The 23,747-nt window shown below is 44.2% G+C and carries 23 protein-coding genes; 12 read left to right on the top strand and 11 right to left on the bottom strand.

Going from position 1 to position 23,747, the window contains the following annotated elements; genetic code table 11:
* Positions 1-10: 10 nt before the first annotated feature.
* Positions 11-1,054, bottom strand: a complete 1,044-nt coding sequence (locus VL525_RS02655; RefSeq protein ID WP_325383026.1) for an RluA family pseudouridine synthase — start codon at positions 1,052-1,054, stop codon at positions 11-13.
* A 120-nt stretch (positions 1,055-1,174) separates the two neighbouring features.
* On the opposite strand from VL525_RS02655, the gene VL525_RS02650 reads away from it, so the two are divergent.
* The 3 genes from VL525_RS02650 to VL525_RS02640 all read left to right on the top strand — a co-directional run bounded on the left by VL525_RS02650 (position 1,175) and on the right by VL525_RS02640 (position 4,252).
* Positions 1,175-2,068, top strand: a complete 894-nt coding sequence (locus VL525_RS02650; protein ID WP_325383024.1) for a 1-aminocyclopropane-1-carboxylate deaminase/D-cysteine desulfhydrase — start codon at positions 1,175-1,177, stop codon at positions 2,066-2,068.
* A 197-nt stretch (positions 2,069-2,265) separates the two neighbouring features.
* The gene (lat, locus tag VL525_RS02645) at positions 2,266-3,597 is read left to right on the top strand and encodes an L-lysine 6-transaminase (RefSeq protein ID WP_325383022.1); all 1,332 of its coding nucleotides are present in this window, start codon (positions 2,266-2,268) and stop codon (positions 3,595-3,597) included.
* 214 nt (positions 3,598-3,811) lie between these two features.
* Complete coding sequence (locus VL525_RS02640) at positions 3,812-4,252, top strand: hypothetical protein (protein ID WP_325383020.1); 441 nt, start codon at positions 3,812-3,814, stop codon at positions 4,250-4,252.
* A gap of 30 nt (positions 4,253-4,282) precedes the next feature.
* On the opposite strand, the gene bshB1 is transcribed toward VL525_RS02640, so the two are convergent.
* The 3 genes from bshB1 to VL525_RS02625 are packed head-to-tail and all read right to left on the bottom strand — an operon-like array spanning position 4,283 to position 6,133.
* Complete coding sequence (bshB1, locus tag VL525_RS02635) at positions 4,283-5,005, bottom strand: bacillithiol biosynthesis deacetylase BshB1 (RefSeq protein ID WP_325383018.1); 723 nt, start codon at positions 5,003-5,005, stop codon at positions 4,283-4,285.
* A gap of 13 nt (positions 5,006-5,018) precedes the next feature.
* Complete coding sequence (locus tag VL525_RS02630; protein ID WP_325383016.1) at positions 5,019-5,516, bottom strand: glutathione peroxidase; 498 nt, start codon at positions 5,514-5,516, stop codon at positions 5,019-5,021.
* Between the two features lie 2 nt (positions 5,517-5,518).
* Complete coding sequence (locus VL525_RS02625; protein WP_325383014.1) at positions 5,519-6,133, bottom strand: DUF4294 domain-containing protein; 615 nt, start codon at positions 6,131-6,133, stop codon at positions 5,519-5,521.
* A 105-nt stretch (positions 6,134-6,238) separates the two neighbouring features.
* Between VL525_RS02625 and VL525_RS02620 the strand changes: the two genes are divergently transcribed.
* The 4 genes from VL525_RS02620 to VL525_RS02605 all read left to right on the top strand — a co-directional run bounded on the left by VL525_RS02620 (position 6,239) and on the right by VL525_RS02605 (position 11,679).
* Entirely contained in the window at positions 6,239-8,461 is a 2,223-nt protein-coding gene (locus VL525_RS02620) for a bifunctional (p)ppGpp synthetase/guanosine-3',5'-bis(diphosphate) 3'-pyrophosphohydrolase (protein ID WP_325383012.1), read from the top strand.
* A gap of 74 nt (positions 8,462-8,535) precedes the next feature.
* Positions 8,536-9,003, top strand: a complete 468-nt coding sequence (locus VL525_RS02615) for a transcriptional repressor (RefSeq protein WP_325383010.1) — start codon at positions 8,536-8,538, stop codon at positions 9,001-9,003.
* A 36-nt stretch (positions 9,004-9,039) separates the two neighbouring features.
* Entirely contained in the window at positions 9,040-10,317 is a 1,278-nt protein-coding gene (locus VL525_RS02610; protein ID WP_325383008.1) for an adenylosuccinate synthase, read from the top strand.
* Between the two features lie 78 nt (positions 10,318-10,395).
* Positions 10,396-11,679, top strand: a complete 1,284-nt coding sequence (locus tag VL525_RS02605) for an anthranilate synthase component I family protein (protein WP_325383006.1) — start codon at positions 10,396-10,398, stop codon at positions 11,677-11,679.
* On the opposite strand, the gene VL525_RS02600 is transcribed toward VL525_RS02605, so the two are convergent.
* The 5 genes from VL525_RS02600 to VL525_RS02580 are packed head-to-tail and all read right to left on the bottom strand — an operon-like array spanning position 11,633 to position 15,167.
* Positions 11,633-12,382, bottom strand: coding sequence for a DUF2071 domain-containing protein (locus tag VL525_RS02600; protein ID WP_325383004.1), 750 nt, complete (start codon positions 12,380-12,382; stop codon positions 11,633-11,635). The genes VL525_RS02605 and VL525_RS02600 overlap by 47 nt on opposite strands.
* Before the next feature lie 5 nt (positions 12,383-12,387).
* On the bottom strand, positions 12,388-13,188 hold the full coding sequence (locus VL525_RS02595; RefSeq protein WP_325383002.1) for a M48 family metallopeptidase: 801 nt from the start codon (positions 13,186-13,188) through the stop codon (positions 12,388-12,390).
* 1 nt (position 13,189) lies between these two features.
* Positions 13,190-13,837, bottom strand: coding sequence for a glycerol-3-phosphate 1-O-acyltransferase PlsY (gene plsY / locus VL525_RS02590; protein ID WP_325383000.1), 648 nt, complete (start codon positions 13,835-13,837; stop codon positions 13,190-13,192).
* Between the two features lie 47 nt (positions 13,838-13,884).
* Complete coding sequence (nadC, locus tag VL525_RS02585; protein WP_325382997.1) at positions 13,885-14,733, bottom strand: carboxylating nicotinate-nucleotide diphosphorylase; 849 nt, start codon at positions 14,731-14,733, stop codon at positions 13,885-13,887.
* 41 nt (positions 14,734-14,774) lie between these two features.
* Positions 14,775-15,167 carry a DUF4783 domain-containing protein gene (locus VL525_RS02580; protein WP_325382995.1) on the bottom strand — a complete coding sequence of 131 codons (393 nt, stop codon included), beginning with the start codon at positions 15,165-15,167 and terminating at the stop codon, positions 14,775-14,777.
* An 89-nt stretch (positions 15,168-15,256) separates the two neighbouring features.
* Between VL525_RS02580 and gpmI the strand changes: the two genes are divergently transcribed.
* Together gpmI and VL525_RS02570 are read left to right on the top strand one after the other, a co-directional pair.
* Positions 15,257-16,780: a 2,3-bisphosphoglycerate-independent phosphoglycerate mutase gene (gpmI, locus tag VL525_RS02575; protein WP_414684722.1), complete on the top strand. Its 1,524-nt coding sequence runs from the start codon at positions 15,257-15,259 to the stop codon at positions 16,778-16,780.
* Entirely contained in the window at positions 16,767-17,327 is a 561-nt protein-coding gene (locus VL525_RS02570; protein WP_325382993.1) for a hypothetical protein, read from the top strand. The genes gpmI and VL525_RS02570 overlap by 14 nt, the downstream gene beginning before the upstream one ends.
* On the opposite strand, the gene VL525_RS02565 is transcribed toward VL525_RS02570, so the two are convergent.
* The gene (locus VL525_RS02565) at positions 17,324-17,962 is read right to left on the bottom strand and encodes a hypothetical protein (protein ID WP_325382991.1); all 639 of its coding nucleotides are present in this window, start codon (positions 17,960-17,962) and stop codon (positions 17,324-17,326) included. The genes VL525_RS02570 and VL525_RS02565 overlap by 4 nt on opposite strands.
* A 372-nt stretch (positions 17,963-18,334) precedes the next feature.
* Here VL525_RS02565 and lon point away from each other — a divergent pair, with 372 nt between their 5' ends.
* The 3 genes from lon (at position 18,335) to VL525_RS02550 (ending at position 23,306) form a co-directional block, all read left to right on the top strand.
* Positions 18,335-20,809, top strand: coding sequence for an endopeptidase La (lon, locus tag VL525_RS02560; RefSeq protein WP_325382989.1), 2,475 nt, complete (start codon positions 18,335-18,337; stop codon positions 20,807-20,809).
* Positions 20,810-20,967: 158 nt separating this feature from the next.
* The gene (locus tag VL525_RS02555) at positions 20,968-22,254 is read left to right on the top strand and encodes a hypothetical protein (protein ID WP_325382987.1); all 1,287 of its coding nucleotides are present in this window, start codon (positions 20,968-20,970) and stop codon (positions 22,252-22,254) included.
* 80 nt (positions 22,255-22,334) lie between these two features.
* On the top strand, positions 22,335-23,306 hold the full coding sequence (locus tag VL525_RS02550) for a lipid A deacylase LpxR family protein (protein ID WP_325382985.1): 972 nt from the start codon (positions 22,335-22,337) through the stop codon (positions 23,304-23,306).
* Here VL525_RS02550 and arfB read toward each other — a convergent pair.
* Positions 23,303-23,713, bottom strand: a complete 411-nt coding sequence (gene arfB, locus VL525_RS02545; RefSeq protein WP_325382983.1) for an alternative ribosome rescue aminoacyl-tRNA hydrolase ArfB — start codon at positions 23,711-23,713, stop codon at positions 23,303-23,305. The two genes, VL525_RS02550 and arfB, sit on opposite strands and share 4 nt — an antisense overlap.
* Between the last annotated feature and the right edge of the window lie 34 nt (positions 23,714-23,747).

Genomic DNA, 23,747 nt, shown 5'->3' with positions numbered 1-23,747 from the left:
CAACACCAATTTAATTATCCTGCTCTTTCATTGTACCAGAATATCGACGCCATTTATCCAATACCATTTCGAAGTCTTGTGGTAAAGGCGCTTCAAAACCCATATATTTTTTGGCCGAAGGGTGAACAAACCCGAGCGTTGCTGCGTGAAGCGCCTGCCTCGGCATTAATTCAAAGGCATTATCGACAAATTGTTTGTATTTGCTGAAAACTGTTCCCTTCAAAATTTTATCTCCCCCATAAGTAGCATCGCTAAACAAGGGATGCCCGATATGTTTCATATGTGCCCTTATCTGGTGTGTGCGACCGGTTTCTAATTGGCATTCGATCAATGTTACATAATTCAAACGCTCCAATACCTTGTAATGTGTCACCGCCCATTTCCCTTTTTCCGGGTCGTCGTAAATAGACATTACCCGCCTGTCGCTATGGCTGCGCCCAATATACCCGGTCACCGTTCCATCCTGCTCAATATCGCCCCAAACCAGCGCGAGATATTTACGGGTAATGCTATGATCAAAAAACTGCCGGGCCAGGTAGGTCATGGAACGCTCGTTTTTACTAATGAGCAACAAACCAGAAGTATCCTTATCGATCCGGTGCACCAGGCCGGGGCGGCCGTCATTACCCGGCATGGTCGGCAACTGCTGAAAATGGTAAACCAGCGCATTTACCAGGGTGCCGGTATAATTATTATACCCGGGATGAACAACCATACCAGCTTCTTTATTCACCACCAGCACATCATCGTCCTCATAAACAATATTGACCGGTATATCTTCCGGATAAACTTCTGTATCACGCGGCGGATGTGGTAATACTACGGAGATAATGTCTAAAGGCTTTACCCGGTAGCTGGCTTTGATAGTTTTCTCGTTTACCAGGACATTTCCCTGCTCAATGGCGTTCTGTATGCGATTGCGTGAAGCATTTTCGACGCGGTGCATCAAAAATTTATCGATGCGCAACAGTGATTGACCCTTGTCGACGACCAACCGCAGATGCTCATATAAATCCTGTTCTTCCTGTTCTGGTAATTCGATCCCGGTTGTCATTATGGCAAAAGTACTCGTTTTTTCATTAGCGTAATTATCCCCGGCGATTTGTTTTTAAACGCGGCCTACAATGGCTGCAGGTTATTAAATATTGACGATTAGTTGTTCTAAATTTGCCGGATGGAGATCGATTTCGAAATTTTTAGTCCTGTTCAGCAAATACATGATAAGATGTTTGATGATCGGGCGCTCAAAGTTTTTATCAAGCGTGACGACCTGATCCATCCTATCATTTCGGGCAATAAATGGCGGAAGCTGAAATATTTACTTAAAGACGCCAGCGCCAGCGGAAAAACCCACCTGGTCACATTCGGCGGAGCCTACTCCAATCATCTGCTTGCTACGGCCGCGGCTGCTGCTAAATTTGGTTTTAAGGCGACAGGAATTGTGCGGGGCGAAGAAGTAAATAACGACACGTTGTTTCTCTGTACTCTGCATGGAATGGATTTGATATTTACCGACCGGGAAAGCTACCGCAATAAAGTCGCTTTATTTGATAAGCATTTTTCGTACGATCAATCGGTTTATTTTATAGACGAGGGCGGAGCGTCGCCATTGGGTGCACAAGGCTGCAGCGAATTAGTGGCAGAGTTAACAGAAAATTACGATCATATCTTTTGCGCCTGCGGAACGGGCACTACTGCGGCGGGGATTATTAATAGTTTAGCAGCTATGGGCTCTCATACCCGGTTTCACGGTGTGCCGGTTTTGAAGAATGGCGAATTTCTGAGAGCAGATATAAGTAAATACCTGGCTTCGCCAGTTGACTACGATCTGCATACGGATTACCATTTTGGCGGTTATGGAAAAGTAAACGATGATATTATCCATTTTGTCAAAGACTTTACTTCCTCCACCGGCATATTGATAGAGCCTATTTATACCGGCAAGATGCTGTTTGCTTTATATGACATGGCAGCTAAAAACTTATTTGTACCCGGTAGTAAAATTTTAGCTGTTCACACCGGCGGGTTGTGGGGTTTGCTGGGGATGAAGGATAAGTTTAAAAAGTAAATTTCAGGCAGAAATCTGCTTATTCCGATCCCCAAAATCGTCGCACCGGCATCTTAAAATTAGTCGACCAAAATAAAGTTCAGTCCAAAATATAGGTTTAAACAATTTAAAGTTACTTTTTTGCCAATCGGTTCAAAAATGGCCTAAATTGTTGTTTTTGAGGGTTTTTTTGTAAATTTGCCATAAACCAATTGCTTATGTATAACCTTCAGATCGCACCCGAGAACGTACAAGACACATTAAAAAAGCATATCCTCGCCGATGGCTTTGACTTAACTTTTGACATGGAAAAAAGTAAGGGCGTTTATATGTATGATGCCAAGCATAAACGCACCTATCTCGACTTTTTTACCTGCTTCGCTTCGGTGCCCTTAGGTTACAATCACCCCAGGATGGTAGATGACGAAGCGTTCAAAAAGAACCTGTTACTTGCGGCCCTAACGAATCCGTCAAACTCCGACATATACACCGAACAATATGCCCAATTCGTTGAAACATTCGACCGCGTCGGCATTCCCGATTACCTGCCGCATGCCTTCTTCATTGCCGGCGGTTCGCTGGCTATAGAGAACGCGTTAAAGGTTGCCATGGACTGGAAAGTTCAAAAGAATTTCGCAAAGGGCTATACCAAAGAAAAAGGTTTTAAAGTGCTTCATTTTGAACAGGCATTTCATGGCCGCAGTGGCTATACTTTAAGTTTGACCAATACCCTGCCGGTTAAAACCAAATGGTTCGCAAAGTTTGATTGGCCGAGAGTATCCATCCCTAAAATGGTGTTCCCTTATTCAGATGCCAATCATGAGGACTTGCTTCGCAGGGAGGGACTATCTATCAGCCAGATCAAAAAAGCCTTCGAAGTAAATAAGGATGATATTTGCGCCATCATCATCGAGCCAATACAATCTGAAGGTGGTGATAACCATGTAAGGCAGGAGTTTTTAGAACAGTTACGAATTTTGGCTGATGAAAACGATGCGATGCTGATCTACGACGAGGTGCAAAGCGGGGTTGGGCTTACCGGTAAATTCTGGTGCCACCAGCATTTTGGCGAAAAGGCGCGTCCGGATATCATCGCATTTGGTAAAAAAATGCAGGTGTGCGGTATACTCGCCGGTACACGTGTTGACGAAGTAGAAAATAATGTATTCAGGGTATCATCGCGGATCAACTCGACATGGGGTGGCAGTTTGGTAGACATGGTACGTTCGTCCAAGATCATGGAAATAATTGAAGAGGATCAGTTGTGCGACAATGCTGCAGAAGTTGGCGACTATCTTCAAAGCGAGTTGTTAAGGATATCTCAAAAAAATCCTGTCATTGGAAATGTACGGGGTAAGGGTTTAATGACTGCCTTTGATTTCCCCGACAAGAACAGGCGTGATATGTTTGTGCAGGAGGGAATGAAGCACAATGTAATGTTCCTGGGATGCGGCAATCAGACCATCCGGTTCAGGCCCGCGCTTATTATGGATAAGGAACATATTGATGAAGGGCTGTCCGTACTTGAAAAAATATTGACCATATTATAATACCGGTCGGTAATATTTTTGCGACAAGGCGCCTGTTTTCAAAACAATAGGCGCTTTTTTTATATTATAAATACTATAACAGGCGGTTTAAACGTATTAAACAAGTAGATATTAATATATACTATTTTTTAACCACAATAGGCAATATTCACAATTATTATGTGGGTTAACTTTGTGTTTTTTGTTGCCCCTTATTATCTACAATCTATCTATCATGAGCAAGCATATCGAAAAACTTAAAAAACAACTGATGGAGATATCCGAAGTTGTTAATTCCTTTAAATCGGAAGCAGTGCAGGTGAAAGTTATCGACCGCCTGCTGGATGCAATGGCTGAGTCAGAGAAACATGACCTGGAAGGTTCTGAGATCTATTTAAAAAGAGGGCGGAAACTGAGAACCGGGATTGACGACGAGAACTCATCATTTGGGCGAAAGAAGCCCGGGGCTACCAAGATACTGAACCAGTTATTAGCCACTGATTATTTTGATTCAAGGCATTCCATATCTGCTATCGCCGATTATTGCAAAGATCACTATGATTCCGATTTTAAAACTTCCGAGTTGTCCGGGATACTATTGAAACTTGCTAAAGAAAATAAGCTAAAACGGGAAAGAAGCCACGATAACAACCGGTTTGAATACGTAAAAGCATAGCAAGAGCCCCAGATGCCCAAATACTAAATCTTAGCGAAGATCGAACAAACTATCTATCCCCAGTATTTTTCTCGAGGTAAATCCTTCGGCATATTTTACACCTATGCTTTTACCAAATTCCCGTGCCCGCGCTTCTATCACGGCTATAAATTCGGGAGATGAAATATAGGTTTGCGGCTCGCCCTGCCAGTCGGGGTTGTAAAACTGCGAGCTGAACGCATTGATACTTGCTACTTTCTTATCCCAATGATCAGTAATATCGACCAGGATATCAGGTTGGATATAATTGTCCTGTATGAAGTGTAACACCAATTTTGGGCGCCATGCCTCTTGAAGTTCGTCGCCGTCAAAAGTCTCTATTTTTCTAAGGCCTGATAAAAACGTCGACGCTTCTACTAATTCACTGGCGCGGCCATGATCGGGGTGACGGTCGTGATATGCATTCGTGATAATAACCTCGGGCCGGTACTTTCGGATAGCCGAAATCACTGTTAATTGATACTGCCTGGTATTTTCAAAAAAGCCATCAGGAATGCCAAGGTTGTCCCTAACGGCAACACCCATTATTTTGGCTGCGGCTGTGGCTTCCTGTTCCCTTATTTCGGGGGTACCGCGCGTGCCAAGTTCACCGCGGGTAAGGTCGACTATACCAACACTTCTTCCGTTAGCAATTTCTTTTAATATGGTGCCAGCGCAACCTAATTCAGCATCGTCGGGATGGACGGGTAATACTAAGATATCTAATTTGGGCATAATAACAGGTGGGTTACTTGCGCGAGAGCAGGCGCGATATTTTCTTTCTTATTTTGCCGGATGTCGGCTTGGTAAATGGGTAAAAAAAGTCGGTAACAACGCCTGCCTTATCCACCAGGAACTTGTGAAAATTCCAGCGTGGCACCGATTTTACATTGCCGTTCTTTTTCCTGTCGGCAAAAAACTGGTAAAGCGGATGAGCATATGGACCCCTCACCCTGATCTTTTCAAAAACGGGATAATTGGCTCCCTCCTGTTTACAAAAAGCGGCTAGTTCTTCTCCTTCAAGAGGCTCCTGCCCGCCAAAATCATTTGAAGGGAAAGCTAATATCTCGAAGTCCTGGCCATTAAATTGGTCTTTCAGAGCTGCCAGGTCGTGCAACTGCGGCGTAAAACCACACCGAGATGCTGTATTAACGATCAGGAGTACCTTATCCTTATATTCGGAAAGACTGACCTCTTCCCCTTCTAACGTTTCGACGCTAAACTGGTAAATACTGGTATCGTTCATTATCAATTCTGATAGGAATAGTAGCCCGCCTCGCGTAAAATAGCCTCCATGTCTCTTTCTTCGTTGGGGTCGTATTCCTCCTTTAAGTTATGCCCGAATATACGGGCTACCGACTGGAGCATAAACGCTTTCAAGCCACCTTTCAACTCTTTTACCATTTGGTAGCTCGTATTGCCGGTTTGCCTGTCAATCAACTTTATAAGTATCTCTCCCTGACTAATTGTCAGGTTCTCAACCTCTTTCTTAAACAGGTCCTTTATCTGCGTTTCGCAGGTATCCACCATCCGTTTCTGTTGTTTCCTGTCGGCAGTTGTTGCCATGTCGCGCTGTAATTTCTGGTATCTTTCAGCTGCATACTTAGCATAGGGCAATACTTTGTAAATGTTATATCTCAAACGGCGGTAGGCATCACGTTCGGCCTGGGTTTTGAATATCCGTACGTCAACGATCTTCACTTCGTCGGTAACTATCATCGGCATCAATTCCCCATCCACCATCACTAAATAAGTGCGAATGGTATCATTTTTGCCCATTTCCAATGGGGTAGCTTTTTTATCCTGGGCATTCCCCAGAACCGTCAAACAGCAGCACAGTAAAAGAAACCCAATAAATTTCATAATTTTACGTATTACAAAAATAATGCAAATTTCTTTGGTATTTCATAAATAACTGGCAATTTGATTTTTTGTTGCCCATAGATGATATTATACGGAAGCGTGAACATGAAAGATATAGTGATAGATATTGAAGCCGAAAAAAACGAGATACTAAAAAGATACCGCGCTTTGCTGCGCGCCTGCAAATCGACCCTGCAAAAGGGCGATAAGCGCATGATACGCAAGGCGTTTGAGATGGCTTTGGAAAGCCATAAGGATATGCGCCGCAAATCGGGCGAACCTTATATATACCATCCTATTGCCGTCGCACAAATAGCAGCTGAAGAAATTGGCTTAGGAACAACCTCGATAGTGTGTGCACTGCTGCACGATGTAGTGGAAGATACCGATATGACCCTTGATGATATTGAAAGGGAATTCGGTAAAAAGGTGGCAAAGATCATCGACGGGTTGACCAAAATATCCGGTGTATTTGATACCAACAGTTCGTTGCAGGCAGAGAATTTCCGTAAGATGCTGCTTACCCTGGCGGATGATGTGAGGGTAATATTGATAAAGCTTGCCGACCGGCTGCATAACATGCGGACGATGGAATTTATGCCGCGGGATAAGCAATTGAAACTGTCGTCCGAAACAGTTTACCTTTATGCCCCTTTGGCGCACCGACTTGGTTTATATACTATAAAATCGGAATTGGAAGACCTTTCCATGAAATACATGGAGCGCGAAACCTACCAGTTCATCAAAAATAAACTTAACGAGAAAAAGGCTGAACGTGAGAAATTCATCCGAGACTTTATCGAACCATTAAAAAAAGTACTGGAAGGTCAGGGTCTTCATGCCGATGTTTTTGGTCGTCCGAAGTCCATACACTCCATCTGGAACAAGATGAAGAAAAAGGCTGTCCCTTTTGAGGAAGTATATGACCTTTTTGCCATCAGGATAATATTGGATAGCACGCCGGAGAATGAAAAGTCGGAATGCTGGAAGGCCTATTCCATCGTTACCGACCTTTACCGGCCAAACCCGGACCGCCTGCGCGATTGGATATCTTCGCCTAAAGCAAACGGGTATGAATCGTTACATACTACCGTAATGGGGCCAAAAGGGCAGTGGGTGGAAGTACAGATACGTACCAAACGAATGAACGAGATTGCGGAAAAAGGTTTTGCTGCGCACTGGAAATATAAAGAGTCGTCAACCGACAGCGGGCTGGACCTTTGGGTACAAAAGGTGCGTGAAATGCTGAAAAACCCGGAATTGAACGCCCTGGATTTTTTGGATGATTTCAAGATGAACCTTTTTTCGGACGAGATATTCATATTTACCCCGAAAGGTGCGCTCATCCAATTACCACAAAATGCCACCGCACTCGATTTTGCATTCGAGATACATACCGATGTTGGAGCGACCTGTATTGGCGCCAAAGTAAATCACAAACTGGTACCGCTGGGTTACAAACTACAAAATGGCGACCAGGTGGAGATCATTACCTCGAACAAGCAGACACCGAAGGAAGATTGGCTCAATATTGTAGTAACGGCCAAAGCCAAAGCCAAAATAAAGTCGGCACTAAAAGAAGAAAAACGTAAAGTGGCCGACGAGGGTAAGGAGATTTTGGAGCGTAAGATGAAATCGCTGAAGATCACTTACAATTCCGATAATATCCACAAGCTTAGCTACTATTTCAAACTACCGTCAACCCAGGACCTATTTTTCAATGTTGCGAGAGGGTTGATCGACATGAAGGACCTGAAGGAATACCAGGCTTCAGAAAAGGTGGTGGAAAACAAACCACAGGATAAAATAGAGAACGACCAGGTTCAGAGTTTGCTACGTAATATCAAAACTAAGGATAGCGACATATTGCTGATTGGCGAGGATATGCAGAAGATAGATTATAAACTGGCTAATTGCTGCAACCCTATTCCTGGTGACGATGTATTTGGTTTTATTACGGTTAGTGACGGCATCAAAATACACCGTACCAACTGCCCAAATGCTGCTAAACTAATGGCTAATTATGGTTATCGTATCGTAAAGGCCCGGTGGACCAACCAACAGGAACTGGCCTTCCTTACGGGCTTGCGCATCACGGGTATCGATGATGTCGGTTTGATCAATAAATTAACGACAGTAATCTCAAACGATTTCAAGGTTAATATCCGCTCGATAACGGTAGATAGCGATAACGGGATTTTTGAGGGCTCTATTATGGTGTATGTGAACGACACCGAGCATCTGGAAAACCTGATCAAGAGGTTAAAGACGGTTAAAGGGATCACTTCTGTTACCCGCTTTGATTCGGCTGTTGAGATAGCGTCCTAACCATACTAACTCATTAGATTCATCCGACACGTAACTTAAATATTATTAATAACTTTGGGCCTTAATAATCCACCATGCCCCAGCAGGAAACCATAGACATGATCAAAAAGATTTTCGAGGCCTACCTCGAAAATAAGAACCTAAGGAAAACACCTGAGCGTTTTGCCATCCTGGAAGAGATCTATTCGCGCAGCGATCATTTTGATGTGGAATCATTATATATCCACATGAAAAATAAAAAGTACCGCGTGAGCCGTGCCACGGTATATAATACGCTGGAATTACTTGTATCGTGCGACCTGGTAACCAAACACCAGTTCGGAAAAAACATGGCGCAGTTTGAAAAATCCTATGGCTATAAGCAGCACGACCATATCATCTGTATCGATTGCGGAAAAGTTGTTGAATTTTGCGACCCGCGCATACAGCAGATCCAAAGCATGATGGGAGGATTATTGAAATTTGAGATCAAACACCACTCGCTGAATCTCTACGGAAATTGTGAAAAACTTAAGGCAGGTTATTGCGACAGAAAAGCATAACTTTGCCCCCTTTGATTAACCATCCAATTATTATAAATGGCTGTTGACGTATTATTAGGCCTCCAGTGGGGCGATGAAGGCAAAGGCAAAATTGTTGATGTACTGAGTGCGGATTATGACTTGATCGCACGTTTCCAGGGTGGCCCTAATGCCGGACATACGCTGGAATTTGACGGAAAAAAATTCGTATTAAACACCATACCGTCCGGTATATTTTTTGAGAATACACTGAATTTGATTGGCAATGGTGTAATAATAGATCCTATAACGCTCAAAAAAGAGATAGAAAAATTGAAAGACGCTGGTCACGATCTGCTGGCTAAGCAGAATCTTGTGATTGCAAAAAAGGCGCACCTGATATTACCCACGCATCAATTGCTGGATGCGGCATCTGAAAAAAAGATGGGTGAAGGTAAGATCGGTTCAACTTTAAAAGGTATCGGCCCGACTTATATGGATAAAACCGGGCGAAACGGTCTGCGTGTAGGTGATGTGACCCTGCCCGATTTTAAAGAGCGTTACAAAAAACTAACAGACAAGCATTTGACCATGCTGGAGGCGCTTTACGGCGAAACGCCAGACCTAGCCGAGCGGAATAAAGCATTTTTTGAAGCAGTAGAACTAATTAAAAAATTCCCGCTGGTTGACTCGGAGCACCTGGTAAATAACTACGTAAAAGAAGGTAAGAAAGTACTGGCCGAGGGCGCACAGGGTGCAATGCTGGATATCGACTTTGGTTCGTATCCTTTTGTGACTTCATCTAATACAACTGCTGCCGGAGCCTGCACCGGGCTTGGCGTGGCCCCACGGCAAATAGGCGAGGTAATAGGTATTTTCAAAGCCTATTGTACCCGTGTCGGTGGTGGCCCCTTCCCCACCGAACTGGATAACGAAACAGGCGAAGAGCTAAGGAAAATAGGCCATGAGTTTGGAGCTACCACAGGCAGGCCGCGCCGCACCGGCTGGATAGATCTTCCGGCATTGAAATATGCTATTATGCTAAGCGGCGTAACACAACTGGTAATGACCAAGGCTGATGTATTAAGCGGCTTTGAAAAAATATATGCCTGCACCAATTATAATTATTTAGGCGAAAAGATAGATTACATGCCATATGATATATGCGCGGTGGAAGCGGTACCTGTATTAAAGGAAATAGATGGCTGGAAAGAAGATATCACGGGCATTACTGAATTATCGCAGATACCTGAAAGGTTGAAATCGTATATTGAATATCTTGAAACTGAACTGGGCGTGCCGGTTAAGTACCTTTCCGTGGGCCCGGACAGGAAACAAACACTCGTATTACACTAAAACACAATACTATTGTCATAATCAAAAGGCTCTTCGGTTACGGGGAGCCTTTTGATTTTACTTGGCTATTTTTACAGGGTGAAAATCAGGGTTGATGATCTTCAGGAATTTAAACTTAAAGCACTGCAATGGGCATCACCCTTTGACGTCGTCTGCTGTTTGGATTCGAATAACTTTAACGACCGATATTCAAAATTCGACTTTTTACTGGCGGCAGGCGTCCAGGATGAGCTGATTGTTAGCAATGGTTTGGGCTTTTCGGCGCTGGAAAAATTCCGGGAAAAACATCCCGGTTGGATGACCGGCTTTTTTACCTATGACCTAAAGAACGAGGTTGAGGTCCTGTCCTCGGCTAATGCTGATGGCTTGGGCTTTCCTGACCTTTATTTTTTTGTGCCGAAACATCTGATCGTGGTCAGCGGTGGCCAGGTTGACATCATTTCGGCTGCTTCGCAGCAAATTGCCGGGGAGATAGCATCGCAACAACCCGCCCTTCAAGTTATTCATGATGACATTCAGCTCAACTCGCGGTTTACCCGGGAGGAGTATATTGACACGGTTGGGAAGGTAAAGGAACATATCAATCGCGGGGATATTTACGTCACTAATTTTTGCCAGGAATTTTTTGCAGAAAATGCAAAGATCGATCCGCTCAAAATATTTTTTAAGCTGAACAGTATATCACCCAACCCATTTTCGGCATTTTTCAGGCTAAAGGACAAATATATTTTGACAGCCTCGCCAGAGCGATTTTTGGCGAAGCGTGACGATAAGCTGATCTCCCAACCCATTAAGGGAACCTCGAAAAGATATAGCGACCCGGCCGATGATGAACTGTCCAAAAAAAAATTGCGTGGGCACCCGAAAGAACAGCAGGAAAATGTAATGATCGTTGACCTGGTACGTAACGATCTGACCAGGTCTGCTGTGCCTGGCACCGTACAAACAGAGGAGTTATTTGGTATTTATAGCTTTAACCAGGTTCACCAGATGATATCAACAGTAGTGTGTGATAAAGACCAGTGTATAAGCGATGTTCACGCTATTAGGAACACTTTTCCGATGGGTAGTATGACCGGCGCGCCCAAGGTGAGCGCCATGCGATTGATGGAGCATTATGAGCGCAGCAAGCGTGGTGTTTATTCGGGTGCTATTGGGTATTTCAGCCCGGACGGTGATTTTGATTTTGGTGTGGTCATCCGCACATTATTGTATAACGAGACAGCGAAATACCTATCGTTCCAGGTTGGTAGTGCCATAACCTTCCATGCCGATCCGGAAAAAGAATATGAAGAATGCCTGCTGAAAGCGCAGGCTATTTTGGAGGCGCTTGGCCAGCACTTATCTTTTCCACTCCCCTGACTATGACTTCGGAACCATCGGCAAAGAAAGCTGAATAAGGCTTCCTTTCGAGGTAAGGGACAAATTCTTTGCCATACAACTGCGCCACGTCAGCCTCGAAAATAGGTTCGATTACATTGGCAGCATTCCAGGTAATATGTTCTACCTGGTATTCCCGGGTTTTAGTTTTGCTGATCTTATTATAGCCCCAGTAGTGTTCAAAGATAAATTCCTCCTGGCTGCCGGGAACGATAGGATGAATGTCAGCGTCGGACACGGTACCACCCAGACGATTATTCCACCTGCCGTCAAACTTCCATTCATATAGATATTTTGTGAGTCCACCGGGCATATCATCGATGGAATGACGCATAGGCATGGCCCTGTAATGCTCTTTATAAAGTAAATTCGCAATGGTGGCAATAAATGGCTTGGGTACTATCTCGCTGATAAAGACCGCTCCCCGCTTCCATTCTTTTCCGTTAAAATGCTTAACGTAAAAGCGCAGGTTTACTTCATCAAAATTGACATGCAACGGCCATTTTATACCCTTTACAGCCGTGTCCCTGAATAGGAAACCAACCATACTCACCAGCGCTTTACCCTGCCACAGGTCAAGCTCTGTCGCGGGCGGTATGTATGGTGCCAGCACAGCCGGATCGACCTCGTAATTAAGCATCAGCAGGTTGATCCAACGCGCTTTCAGGAATTCATTTTTCGGCATTTTTTCTATTGATGATAGTATTTCATAGCCTCGGGTAGATGATCTTTGATATTTTGTATCCGCGTTTGATCTGCCGGGTGGGTGCTTAAAAACTCCGGGGGTGCGCCGCCCTTGTTCTGAGCCGCCATTCTTTCCCAAAAGGACACTGCATTGTGCGGATCGTAACCGGCCATGGCCATAAATATAAGGCCAAGCCTGTCAGCTTCTGATTCCTGGTTCCTTGAATATTTCAGCAAAACAAGTCCCCCGCCTACGCCGTAAAGCTTGTTAACGATCAATTGTGTCGCCTGCGATTTGTCGGAAGTCGCAGCCCCAACCAGTGAACCGCCGGCCTGGGCCGCCATTTGCTGGGAGATACGTTCTGCCGAATGTCTCGCAATAGCGTGGCCTATCTCGTGCCCCATTACAGTCGCCAGCCCCGCGTCATCCGTCGTAATGGGCAAGATACCGCTATACACTGCCACTTTACCGCCCGGCATACACCAGGCATTCACCTCTTTGCTTTGAATTAGGTTGAACTCCCACTTAAAGCTGTATTTATCGCCATATCCGTTTTCCTTCAGGAAACGCTCGATGACGACAGACAATTTTTCACCTACCCGTTTAACACTTTCCGCGTCGCGTGTACCGCTAATTACTTTGGTTGACGGATCGGATAAAAGCTGGCGGTAACTTTGAGCTGCAGAAGTATTTATTTCAGCATCGCCAACCAGGCTGATCTGTTTCCTGCCGGTTAGAGGAACAGTAGAACATGAGGTAAAAAAGGCAATTAAAATTGCCAGTGATATTTGTTTTGAAAATTTCATATTAAGCGTCCTTTCTTTTAAAAAGATTGACCTTCGATTCGGTACCCTTGAGCAGGCGTTCGATATTCTTTTGGTGGGTGACCAATATCAACAGGCATATACACATACCAAATATGACCACCATATTGTTTGTATTTTTATTATAAATAAGACTGACCCCAACAAGATACGTAAACCCGCCGGTAATTGAACTTAGCGAAACATACCTGGTTACAAGCAGGATAACTATAAATACCACGATACACAACAAGGCGGCATTCAGATTTACGGCCAATACCATCCCGAATAATGTAGCTATTCCCTTACCACCGCGAAACCCGGCAAATACCGGGAACAAGTGGCCCATCACAGCCGCCATTCCCATAGCCAACTGGTAATTAATTAGATTGGAATGAGGCCCGCCTGTAATGGAAACGCCTATAAAATAAGCCAGGTTAGTAGCCGAGAATCCCTTCAAAATATCGAGCAACATTACCGGGATGCCCGCCTTTTTGCCCAATACCCTAAATGTGTTTGTAGCGCCGGCGTTGCCGCTGCCATACTCGCGCACGTCGATCCCGTAGAACGCTCTGCCTATCCAGACAGCGGTAGGAATAGACCCCATTAAATAGGCTAATATCAATAACGAAACAGAACCAACGGTAATCATTTCTGCACAATATTAATAAAATGATAACGCACTAACTATTTTACCCGTCATTCTTTAACCGCTTTAAGACTCATATCTAAACTTTTTACAGAATGTGTCAATGCGCCAACCGAAATATAATCAACACCGCATTCAGCATATTGTCTTATATTATCTATCGTAATACCGCCGGATGCCTCGGTATCAAAACGCCCGTTTATTATTTCAACAGCCTTTCGCAAATCTTGAAAATTGAAATTATCCAATAAAATACGGTTTATTCCACCTGCCTGCAGCACCTGTTCAAGTTCTTCAAGGTTACGTACTTCTATCTCGATATCTAATTTTTTGTTATTACGGAGCAAATACTGTTTCGTATTTTCAATGGCCGGCTTTATGCCGCCCGAATAATCGACATGATTATCCTTGATCAGGATCATATCGTACAAACCGATCCGATGATTTACCCCTCCGCCGATGCGAACCGCCCATTTTTCAAGATAACGGATGCCAGGCGTTGTTTTCCGTGTATCCAGCACTTTGGCATGGGTGCCTTGCAGCAATTTAACTATCTGGTGAGTTTTGGTAGCGATACCCGACATCCGCTGCATACAATTAAGCACAAGCCGTTCGGCCGTCAGTATGCTTTTTGCGTCGCCCTCTACCATGAAGGCGATGTCTCCCGGCTTGATCATGTCACCATCATGCATCAATATTGTTACTTTGAGGTGCTCGTCAACCCGTCTGAATATCTCAACGGCAAGCTCAACCCCACCCAATATGCCGTGATCCTTGATCAATAATTTGGCTTTGCCGCTTGTATTTTCGGGAATTGTAGCCAGTGAAGTGTGGTCGCCGTCGCCGACATCCTCGGCCAATGCATTGGTAATAAATTGGTAAATGTATTCTTTATCCAAACTTTTGATATTTACAGCTCAAAAGTAACAACAATTAAGGATTATTTTGTTTTTTCGGATTCGATATGAATATCATCCAGTTCGAAATGACCACCGGTATTCTTAAGATTAAACGATACCCTGAAAGTGCCGTTAGAAGTGGTTACCAGCACAACACCAAAACGATAATTAACATTGGACGAGATCCGGTGCAATATTTGAGCGGACTTGGGCTGGTTTTGTTTGAAAAAAATGGTTAATATTTCCTGGGCTTTTGCGGCCGGGTAATTATCCTCGTTACCCAAAATAGTAACATCAACGTCGGGCGCGAAGGTTTTTGCAAGCTCGGTTATGTTTCCTGATCTGAGAAATTCGGCGGTTTTGTCAATAGGATCCTGGGTGTCCTGGAACACTTTGGGTGCAAGCAACAGCAAAAACAAGTAAAGTACCTTCATAATTAACAGATAAAAGTCACTTTAGAAATTGACTGTAGTATATTCCTTAAACGTTTTTATTGTTAAAACGTTGCCTTTATATTTGCATTGTGGAAAAACATAAAAAAGTAGTACTCATTATACTCGACGGTTGGGGCTACGGCCGCAATGATAAATCAAATGCAATATACGCAGCAAACACTCCTTACTTTGATTCGCTGCTAAAAAAATATCCTAATTCAAAGCTGGAAGCATCGGGTACGGCGGTAGGTTTGCCTGCCGGGCAAATGGGAAATTCGGAAGTTGGGCATATGAACCTGGGTGCGGGTCGCGTTGTGTACCAGGAACTTGGCCGAATACACAAGGCGGTTGATGATAACGAATTTGTAACCAACCCTGTACTTAAAGAGGCCTTTGAATACGCTAAACAAAATGGGAAGGATGTACACTTTATCGGTCTTGTATCCGATGGCGGCGTGCACTCCCATATCCGGCACCTGGAAGGACTTTGCGATGCTACAAGCGAATTTGGGCTTGAAAATGTTTATATCCATGCCTTCCTCGACGGACGGGACACCGATCCTAATTCAGGCGTAAAATTTATCGGCGAACTGGAGGATCATATCAAAAACACTTCCTGCAAACTGGCGTCGGCTATAGGAAGGTACTATGCCATGGACCGCGATAATCGCTGGGAAAGGGTAAAGAAAGCTTACGACCTGCTTGTTAACGGTACAGGAAAGCCAACGCAGGATATATTGTCTTCGATAAAGGAATCGTACAACGCTGGAGTTACCGATGAGTTTGTGGACCCTATTGTGCGGACAAACGAAAATGGCCAACCATTAGCTGTGATAAAGAATGATGATGTTGTCATCTGCTTTAATTTCAGGACCGACCGCGGCCGTGAAATCACACAGGTTTTGACACAAAAGTCATTCCCCGAGCAGAACATGCATCCGCTGAATCTGCACTATATCACCATGACGACCTATGATGAAACATTCAAAAATGTACGCGTGGTTTTCCAAAAAGACGACCTGACAAAGACATTGGGCGAGATATTGCAGGATGCAGGCAAGAACCAGATACGAATAGCCGAAACGGAAAAATATCCGCATGTCACTTTCTTTTTTTCGGGAGGGCGCGAGAAAGAGTTCGATAACGAAAAACGCCTGCTGATACCGTCACCAAAAGTAGCAACTTACGACCTTCAGCCCGAAATGAGTGCGGAAGGCATACGCGATGCGATCATCCCCGAACTGAAAAACGGCTGGCCGGATGTTGTTATCCTCAACTTCGCCAACACCGATATGGTTGGCCATACCGGTGTTTTCGAAGCGGTGATGAAAGCCGCTGAAACTGCCGATAAATGCGCACAAGCCGTTGTTGAGACCGGCATCAGTAATGGGTATTCATTCATTATTATTGCCGACCATGGGAATGCCGACTATATGATAAATGATGATGGATCGCCTAATACAGCGCATACCACCAACCTTGTGCCTTGTATAGTAATTGATGATGACGTAAAGGAAGTAAAGGATGGCAAACTGGGTGATATAGCCCCAACGATATTAAAGATAATTGGCGTGCCCATTCCCGCTGAAATGACCGGAAATGTATTGGTTTAAAAAGCTCTTTATTGTTGCCTGCCCTGTAATTGCTGCTTTGCTGGTACAATCATGCAAAAGTGATATTCGTGCCGGCAATGACACCGGAAAATTCTTCGACCTGAAAAAATATTTTTCGGATGAATCTTTGCGCCTGACAAAAGCTGATCCACTAGTCTCAAAAACAGCTGCTCATAATAAAGTCAAACAAACCAAACAACTTCATATTACTGATTGGGCAACTGAGCTCGATCTGTTCAGTGAGTCGGATATCAATAAACCAGCCTGGAAAGCGAGCTACAAAGTAGTTAACTCAGACGGAATATTAAGCTATACAGCCAAAGATCCCGGTTTAAAAACACAGGACATCGTTATTAAAAAACAGGGAGACAAAATTAAGTGGATATTAATAGTGAATCATACCAAAAGCACCGTACTGGGCAAGGTATTATATGAGACTACTGAAAAACTAAGCTACATACCCGATTCAGTATATCAAATACAGAAAAAGCAGTTTGTGCGCACGCTGGGGTTTAACTTTTACAGCGTTAAGGGACTATTTAATTAATGGCGGGCTGCAATCGTTTCAGTTAGCCGTTGTTTTGATATTTCTATCTGGTTGGCTATATCCTGGCGGCCGGGGTTATCATTCAGCACTTTTTCCAGGTCGGCAATAGAGGCTTTGAGAGAATTCGTTCCGCGAACTTTATCGTAGAAGCGGGAACCTGCCTGTAGTTTAAAGTCGCCGTATTCCCGGTAAGCTATACCCCTGTTTTGGTAGTATTTGGTATTGTTTTGATTATCGGACGGATCAATCGAAATAGCTTTGGTAAAATCAACTATTGCGCCTAAAAGGTATTTTTCTTTGTCGGCATCAGACATCTGACTGTCCTTAGCGAAATAGCTCTTAGCCCTGGCCCGGTAATAATAAGCGGAAGCATCGGCAGGTTTCAAAGCGATAACATGAGTATAAGCGGTGATCGATTTTTTATAATTTTCACTGTGATAATAGGAATATCCAAGCATCCAAAGTGCGCTCGAATTAGTTGAATCGATAACACACGACCGCTCCAAATGGCTCACCGCAGCCTTAAAGTCACCATCGAAAAAAGCCTGCTGCCCCATCTTAAAATAGGCATTCTGGCCATAAACCGCTTGCAATGACGATAGTACCAATAAAGACGATATAACCGATAGCCGCATTAGGTGCTTTGAATTCTGTAACAAAAATAATATACTTTACCTTATGCTTATTAACTTATTTTAATTCAAAATATTATGGGTTTAGCTATTTTGTTGAAAAAAAGGCATTTCGCGGTTTAAAAGCCATAATTAAGAGTTACTGACTTTTTTTCCATTCCAACTTATCGTTCATAAACCGCGTAAAAAGGGTATATTCACTATAAGATCAACACTGCCACAGACTTACTGCTAATAAATAGCCGTTTGGTATAACTTGGCACAGGTCTTGAACTATAACGATCCCACAGGCAAAACCCCGGTTTTGCCTTGGTATTTTATTCCTGTACTTTTGCAGGCTGACATTATGACGCTACTTAACAGAAAGGGTATTAGATGAGTTTTGATCCGTTCGATATAAAAAATGCTTTACCAATTATAAATGAAGATTCCGAATTTTTTCCGTTGATGTCATCGGAAGATGAGGAAGAAATGAATAATGAACAAATGCCAGAGGTGCTTTCCATATTGCCATTGCGCAATACGGTATTGTTCCCCGGTGTTGTAATACCCATTACCGTAGGACGGGATAAATCGATCAAATTGATACGCGACGCCAATAAAGGCAAGCGCATGATCGGCGTAGTTGCACAGCAGGACGTGGCCATCGAAGACCCGACATTCAGCCAGCTGAACCAGGTAGGCACCGTAGCGCTTATTATCAAAATGCTGCAAATGCCCGATGGCAATACCACCGTTATATTACAGGGTAAGAAACGCTTTATCCTGAAAGACGAAGTGCAAAGCGAGCCTTACATCAAGGCTACCGTAGAAACTTTTAAAGAAATAAAGCCAAAAGAAGATAAAGAATTTAAGGCCATGATCTCGTCCATTAAGGACATGGCCATGAGTATTATCCAGTTATCTCCGAATATTCCGAGCGAAGCAGGCATTGCCATCCGCAATATCGAAAGCATTTCATTCCTGATCAACTTCATTTCGTCGAACATGAATGCTGATATGTCTGCCAAACAGCGTATGCTGGAGGTAGCTAACCTGCGCGATAGGGCCAAACTGGTGCTGGAGCATTTAACGCTCGATCTGCAAATGCTGGAGCTTAAGAACCAGATACAGAGCAAAGTACGCATCGACCTGGATAAGCAGCAGCGCGATTACTTCCTGAACCAGCAGTTAAAAACTATACAGGAAGAACTTGGCGGCAACAGTCCCGACCTGGAAATAGAAAACCTGCGCTTGCGCGCAGCTAAAAAGAAATGGGGAAAAGAGGTTAACGATCATTTCAATAAGGAACTCGAGAAACTGGTGCGCACCAATCCGGCGGCGGCAGATTATTCGGTACAGATCAATTACCTCGAACTATTGCTTGATCTGCCCTGGAACGAGTTCACAAAAGACAATTTTGATCTCAAACGCGCCCAAAAAGTGCTGGATAAGGACCATTTCGGGCTCGATAAAGTCAAGCAAAGGATCATCGAATACCTTGCCGTGCTTAAATTGAAGCATAACATGAAGGCGCCTATTCTTTGCCTGGTGGGCCCGCCGGGAGTTGGTAAAACATCGCTTGGCAAATCCATAGCAAAGGCTTTGGGTCGCCGATATGTGCGCATGGCGTTGGGCGGGATACGCGATGAGGCCGAGATACGCGGCCATCGTAAGACCTATATCGGCGCCATGCCGGGCCGTATTATACAGGCTATCAAAAAGGCAGGTGCGGCTAACCCGGTATTTATACTGGACGAAATTGACAAAGTGGGTAACGATTTCAGGGGCGATCCATCATCTGCATTGCTTGAGGTACTCGACCCGGAGCAGAACAGCACTTTTTATGATCATTATGTCGAAGTTGATTTTGACCTTTCGAACGTGATGTTCATAGCTACGGCAAATTCATTGAGTTCAATTCAGCCGGCATTGCTTGATCGTATGGAGATCATCGACGTAAGCGGTTATACTATCGAGGAAAAGGTAGAGATAGCCAAACAGCACCTGGTACCCAAGCAACGTGAGGCACATGGTTTGAAGCCCAAAGATATTACCATCAAAAATGATGTGCTTGAAAAACTGATAGAGGACTATACCCGTGAATCAGGTGTACGTTCGTTGGAGAAAAAGATAGGCTCGGTAGTGCGTGGCGTGGCCAAAACTATTGCTATGGGCGATGTCCATACTCCGCTTGTCAACAAAAAGGAACTGGAAAAGATACTTGGCGCGCCAATTTTTGACAAAGACCTATACGAAGGGAATGACGTTGCAGGCGTGGTAACCGGTTTAGCCTGGACACAGGTTGGCGGCGATATATTGTTTATTGAAGCAAGCCTTAGCCCCGGCAAAGGCCGACTGACCATGACCGGCAGCCTGGGCGACGTAATGAAGGAATCGACTTCCATCGCCTTAGCTTACTTACGGGCACACGCGAAAGACTTTAACATTGATTATAAGCTTTTCGATCAATGGGATGTGCATGTTCACGTACCTGCAGGCGCAACGCCCAAGGATGGGCCTTCAGCCGGTATCACTATGCTCACAGCGCTTACATCTGCCTTCACCCAACGCAAAGTAAAACCACACCTGGCCATGACAGGGGAAATCACGCTCCGCGGTAGGGTATTACCGGTTGGTGGAATAAAGGAAAAAATATTGGCTGCCAAACGTGCTAATATCAAGGATATCATCCTTTGTAAATCGAACCGGAAAGATATTCTTGAAATAAAAGAAGACTACATAAAAGACCTGCAATTTCACTATGTTACCGACATGCGCGAGGTGATAAACCTTGCTTTGCTCAACGAAAAAGTAGCTAATCCATTGGACCTCACAGTGAAAGATGAATTAAAACCTGTAATGAACTGATATAGAACATATCATATTTTCAGATTTTTTTCAGAATATCCGCGTCAAAAAACGCGGATATTCTTTTTTTATACCCTTTTAGCCCGAAACTTTTTAGTTAACACTATCGTAATACGCCGTAGCTAAACTAATTAGTGGATACAATTAAACTGAATATAATGAATCATCTGTTTACTTTTAAAGCCAGGATTATCCTATTTGCTCTGCTGCTTAGCTATATAGGATCGAAAGCCCAAACTACATCGGACACTGTGAAGAGTAGTAACCCGGCAATGAACATAGATACCTCGCTTGCGGCAAAATCTTCGAGCTCCCAGTTGATAAAAACGGATACCACGCTTGTTATAAGGGCCGGCGCCACCATCATGAAAAAAGCAGATACTACAATGGTGATCGACCCGGACGGCTCTCTTGCTAAAAAGTTCAACGAAATGGTTGCGGCAAAAGAAAAAGCCGACCTGGAAAAAAATCAATCGGGCGGCAACCCTGTAAAAGTTGATTCGTCGTCAGTACAAAAATCTGATGCACCTATTATTGCAAAACAGGATAATACTGCCGTGAAGACGGATAACCCTGCGGCAAATGCAATTGCAGTTGCTCCGGCTCCAACTTCCGAAACAACAATTCAAGTACACGGGACAACTCCGCCACCCAATACGTATCAGCAAGTGAGGTCGGCAACTAACCCGCTTGAAACACATCCGGCAGGTACCGACGATCAGCAGGCAGCCGCTCAACAGCAGCAAGCCGACAATGTGAAGTCTTCGGTTCAGCAACAGCAGGCAACTACAGATAATGCCCAACCTGCAACGCAGCAACAGGCAACTGCCGACAATGCCCAGTCTTCGACTCAGCAGCAGGCAAGTGCGCCGGTTGATACTTCGAAGAAAGCTGATTCGGCTATGGTAGCAAAGGTTGACACCACAATAAAACAGGATACCACGATAAAGAAATCAGACAGCACCATGATGTCGAAATCAGATACCAGCATGATGGTGAGCGATACTTCGGCAGCACAGCATGTAAAAGCTGTCAACGCTTATCTTGAAGTAGGCGGACCAGGCCTTGCCATATCGGGCAACTACGACGCACGTTTCAAAAAAGAACGCAATGGCTGGGGTTACCGGATAGGCGCAGGCTATTTTGCTTCGGGCGGTAACACGGTATTTACGGTTCCTTTTCAGATAAATTACCTGTACGGCGAACACAGCGCGTTACTGGAATTGGGTGCTGGAACAACGTTCCTCAATTCGACAGGAACCAACGTTGGTAACAGCAAGTGGGAATTCGACAAGGTTACGGGCTTTATTGCCACAGCCACCATAGGTTTCCGCTACCAACCTCAAAGCAGGGGCCTTAACTTCAGGATCGCATTTGTGCCTATCCTTTATGACGAAGGCCTGATAGCCGCTGGCGGTGTGAGTGTAGGATATACGTTCAAATAAAAAATATAAGATTTACTGGAAAAGCCCCGATAATACCGGGGCTTTTTCTATTTTAGGCCTTATTTCATCCTAAAAACCTGATGAACTGCAAGATATTCTTCTTCCTTGTGTGCTTTGCCTGCTGCGGTACAGCATTCGCACAAACGCATAGCAACGAAATTGGCGCTCAAAGCGACAATGATTCTTACCTGTTCCAGGGATCTGACCGTTATTACACCGATGGTATTTATATTTATTACCGGCATGCATTAAAGGTTGATGAAAAATCAAATCTTCAGAATAAAGTGCTGGGTTTTGAAACCGGGCAAAAAATATTCAACCCGCAAACCGGCAGTATATCGATCAACGGCATGCCCGACGACCCAAGGTATATCGACCGCCCTTTTGCTGCTTACCTGTATGTTGGGTCTACATTGAATCTGCTATACAAAAACGAAAGCAACCTGAAATTAGGCGCCCAGATAGGGATAGTTGGCCCCGGAGCGTTGGGTAAAGAAATACAGAATTATGTGCATGATAATTTCGGCTTCTATCACCCAAGCGGCTGGGAGTACCAGATAGACAATAACCTGGAGCTGAACTTATCTGCCGAATATAACCGCTTACTTGCCCGTACCTCATCGTTCGACGTCAGTTTAACAAGTTATGCCAATCTCGGTAACGGTTTTACCGGCGCAGGTGTGGGGCCATTATTCCGTTTGGGCAGTTTCAATCAATTATTCAATTCGGTAAGCACACAGAGCACCGCCATCAAATCGCGGGGGTTCACTCCCCTTAACCAGCACGAACTCTTTTTTTACTATAAACCCCAGTTAAATGCAGTGCTTTATGATGCAACCGTACAAGGTAGTTTGTTTGGCACCCGAAGCGCCGGCAGTATAGAGGTGACACAAAATATAGAACACCTGATGTTCTCCAATCAATTTGGCGTGGGATATTCGGGCAAACGTTTTGTGTTGGATGTTGCCGCCATTTTCCACACCAAGGATGTTAAGGAAATGGTGCGATCGCACCAATGGGGTTCGGTAACCTTATTGTATCGCTTTAATTAATCGTCGAAATTCTTTTTTCGGCTGGCTTTCTTAGTCGATTGCAGCTTTTTATTCTCGAGCCGGGCGGCTATCATCGCTTTACTTGGTTTGGTTGCTTTACGTTTTTTTGGCTGATGGAGTGCTTTGGTCAATATCAACACTAGCTTCTCTATCGCCTTTTCTTTATTCATAAACTGGCTCCGCTCCTCCTCGCTCATAACCTGTAAATGGCCATCGCGGTTTAATCTTGACTGCAGTTTTTCCAATAGGCGTTGCTTCTCTTCATCCGAAAAAAGCAACGACCGTTCAATATCAAACAGTAATTCGACCTTGGTAGATACTTTGTTTACATTTTGCCCGCCTTTGCCCCCGCTGCGCGATGTTTTGTAAATAACCTCCTTTTGCAGTTCAGCCTTAGAAAAATTCATGGCCAAATGTAATATTTAGTTGGCAGTTTGCTGT

This window comes from Mucilaginibacter sp., from assembly GCF_035492695.1.
In the GTDB taxonomy this organism is placed as follows: Bacteria; Bacteroidota; Bacteroidia; order Sphingobacteriales; family Sphingobacteriaceae; genus Mucilaginibacter.
Note: the sequence above shows the minus strand (reverse complement) of the source record. Positions and strands in the feature narration are given on the sequence as shown.

Coding starts and splice junctions, on each gene's coding strand:
- plsY (WP_325383000.1), bottom strand. CDS start 13,837: ATGATTACCGTTGGTTCTGTTTCGTTATTGATATTAGCCTATTTAATG.
- VL525_RS02600 (WP_325383004.1), bottom strand. CDS start 12,382: ATGCCGAAAAATGAATTCCTGAAAGCGCGTTGGATCAACCTGCTGATG.
- VL525_RS02570 (WP_325382993.1), top strand. CDS start 16,767: ATGTATTGGTTTAAAAAGCTCTTTATTGTTGCCTGCCCTGTAATTGCT.
- VL525_RS02650 (WP_325383024.1), top strand. CDS start 1,175: ATGGAGATCGATTTCGAAATTTTTAGTCCTGTTCAGCAAATACATGAT.
- arfB (WP_325382983.1), bottom strand. CDS start 23,713: ATGAATTTTTCTAAGGCTGAACTGCAAAAGGAGGTTATTTACAAAACA.
- VL525_RS02630 (WP_325383016.1), bottom strand. CDS start 5,516: ATGAACGATACCAGTATTTACCAGTTTAGCGTCGAAACGTTAGAAGGG.
- lat (WP_325383022.1), top strand. CDS start 2,266: ATGTATAACCTTCAGATCGCACCCGAGAACGTACAAGACACATTAAAA.
- VL525_RS02550 (WP_325382985.1), top strand. CDS start 22,335: ATGAACTGCAAGATATTCTTCTTCCTTGTGTGCTTTGCCTGCTGCGGT.
- VL525_RS02565 (WP_325382991.1), bottom strand. CDS start 17,962: ATGCGGCTATCGGTTATATCGTCTTTATTGGTACTATCGTCATTGCAA.
- VL525_RS02620 (WP_325383012.1), top strand. CDS start 6,239: ATGAAAGATATAGTGATAGATATTGAAGCCGAAAAAAACGAGATACTA.
- VL525_RS02615 (WP_325383010.1), top strand. CDS start 8,536: ATGCCCCAGCAGGAAACCATAGACATGATCAAAAAGATTTTCGAGGCC.
- VL525_RS02595 (WP_325383002.1), bottom strand. CDS start 13,188: ATGAAATTTTCAAAACAAATATCACTGGCAATTTTAATTGCCTTTTTT.
- VL525_RS02655 (WP_325383026.1), bottom strand. CDS start 1,054: ATGACAACCGGGATCGAATTACCAGAACAGGAAGAACAGGATTTATAT.
- bshB1 (WP_325383018.1), bottom strand. CDS start 5,005: ATGCCCAAATTAGATATCTTAGTATTACCCGTCCATCCCGACGATGCT.
- VL525_RS02625 (WP_325383014.1), bottom strand. CDS start 6,133: ATGAAATTTATTGGGTTTCTTTTACTGTGCTGCTGTTTGACGGTTCTG.
- VL525_RS02580 (WP_325382995.1), bottom strand. CDS start 15,167: ATGAAGGTACTTTACTTGTTTTTGCTGTTGCTTGCACCCAAAGTGTTC.
- VL525_RS02555 (WP_325382987.1), top strand. CDS start 20,968: ATGAATCATCTGTTTACTTTTAAAGCCAGGATTATCCTATTTGCTCTG.
- VL525_RS02610 (WP_325383008.1), top strand. CDS start 9,040: ATGGCTGTTGACGTATTATTAGGCCTCCAGTGGGGCGATGAAGGCAAA.
- VL525_RS02640 (WP_325383020.1), top strand. CDS start 3,812: ATGAGCAAGCATATCGAAAAACTTAAAAAACAACTGATGGAGATATCC.
- lon (WP_325382989.1), top strand. CDS start 18,335: ATGAGTTTTGATCCGTTCGATATAAAAAATGCTTTACCAATTATAAAT.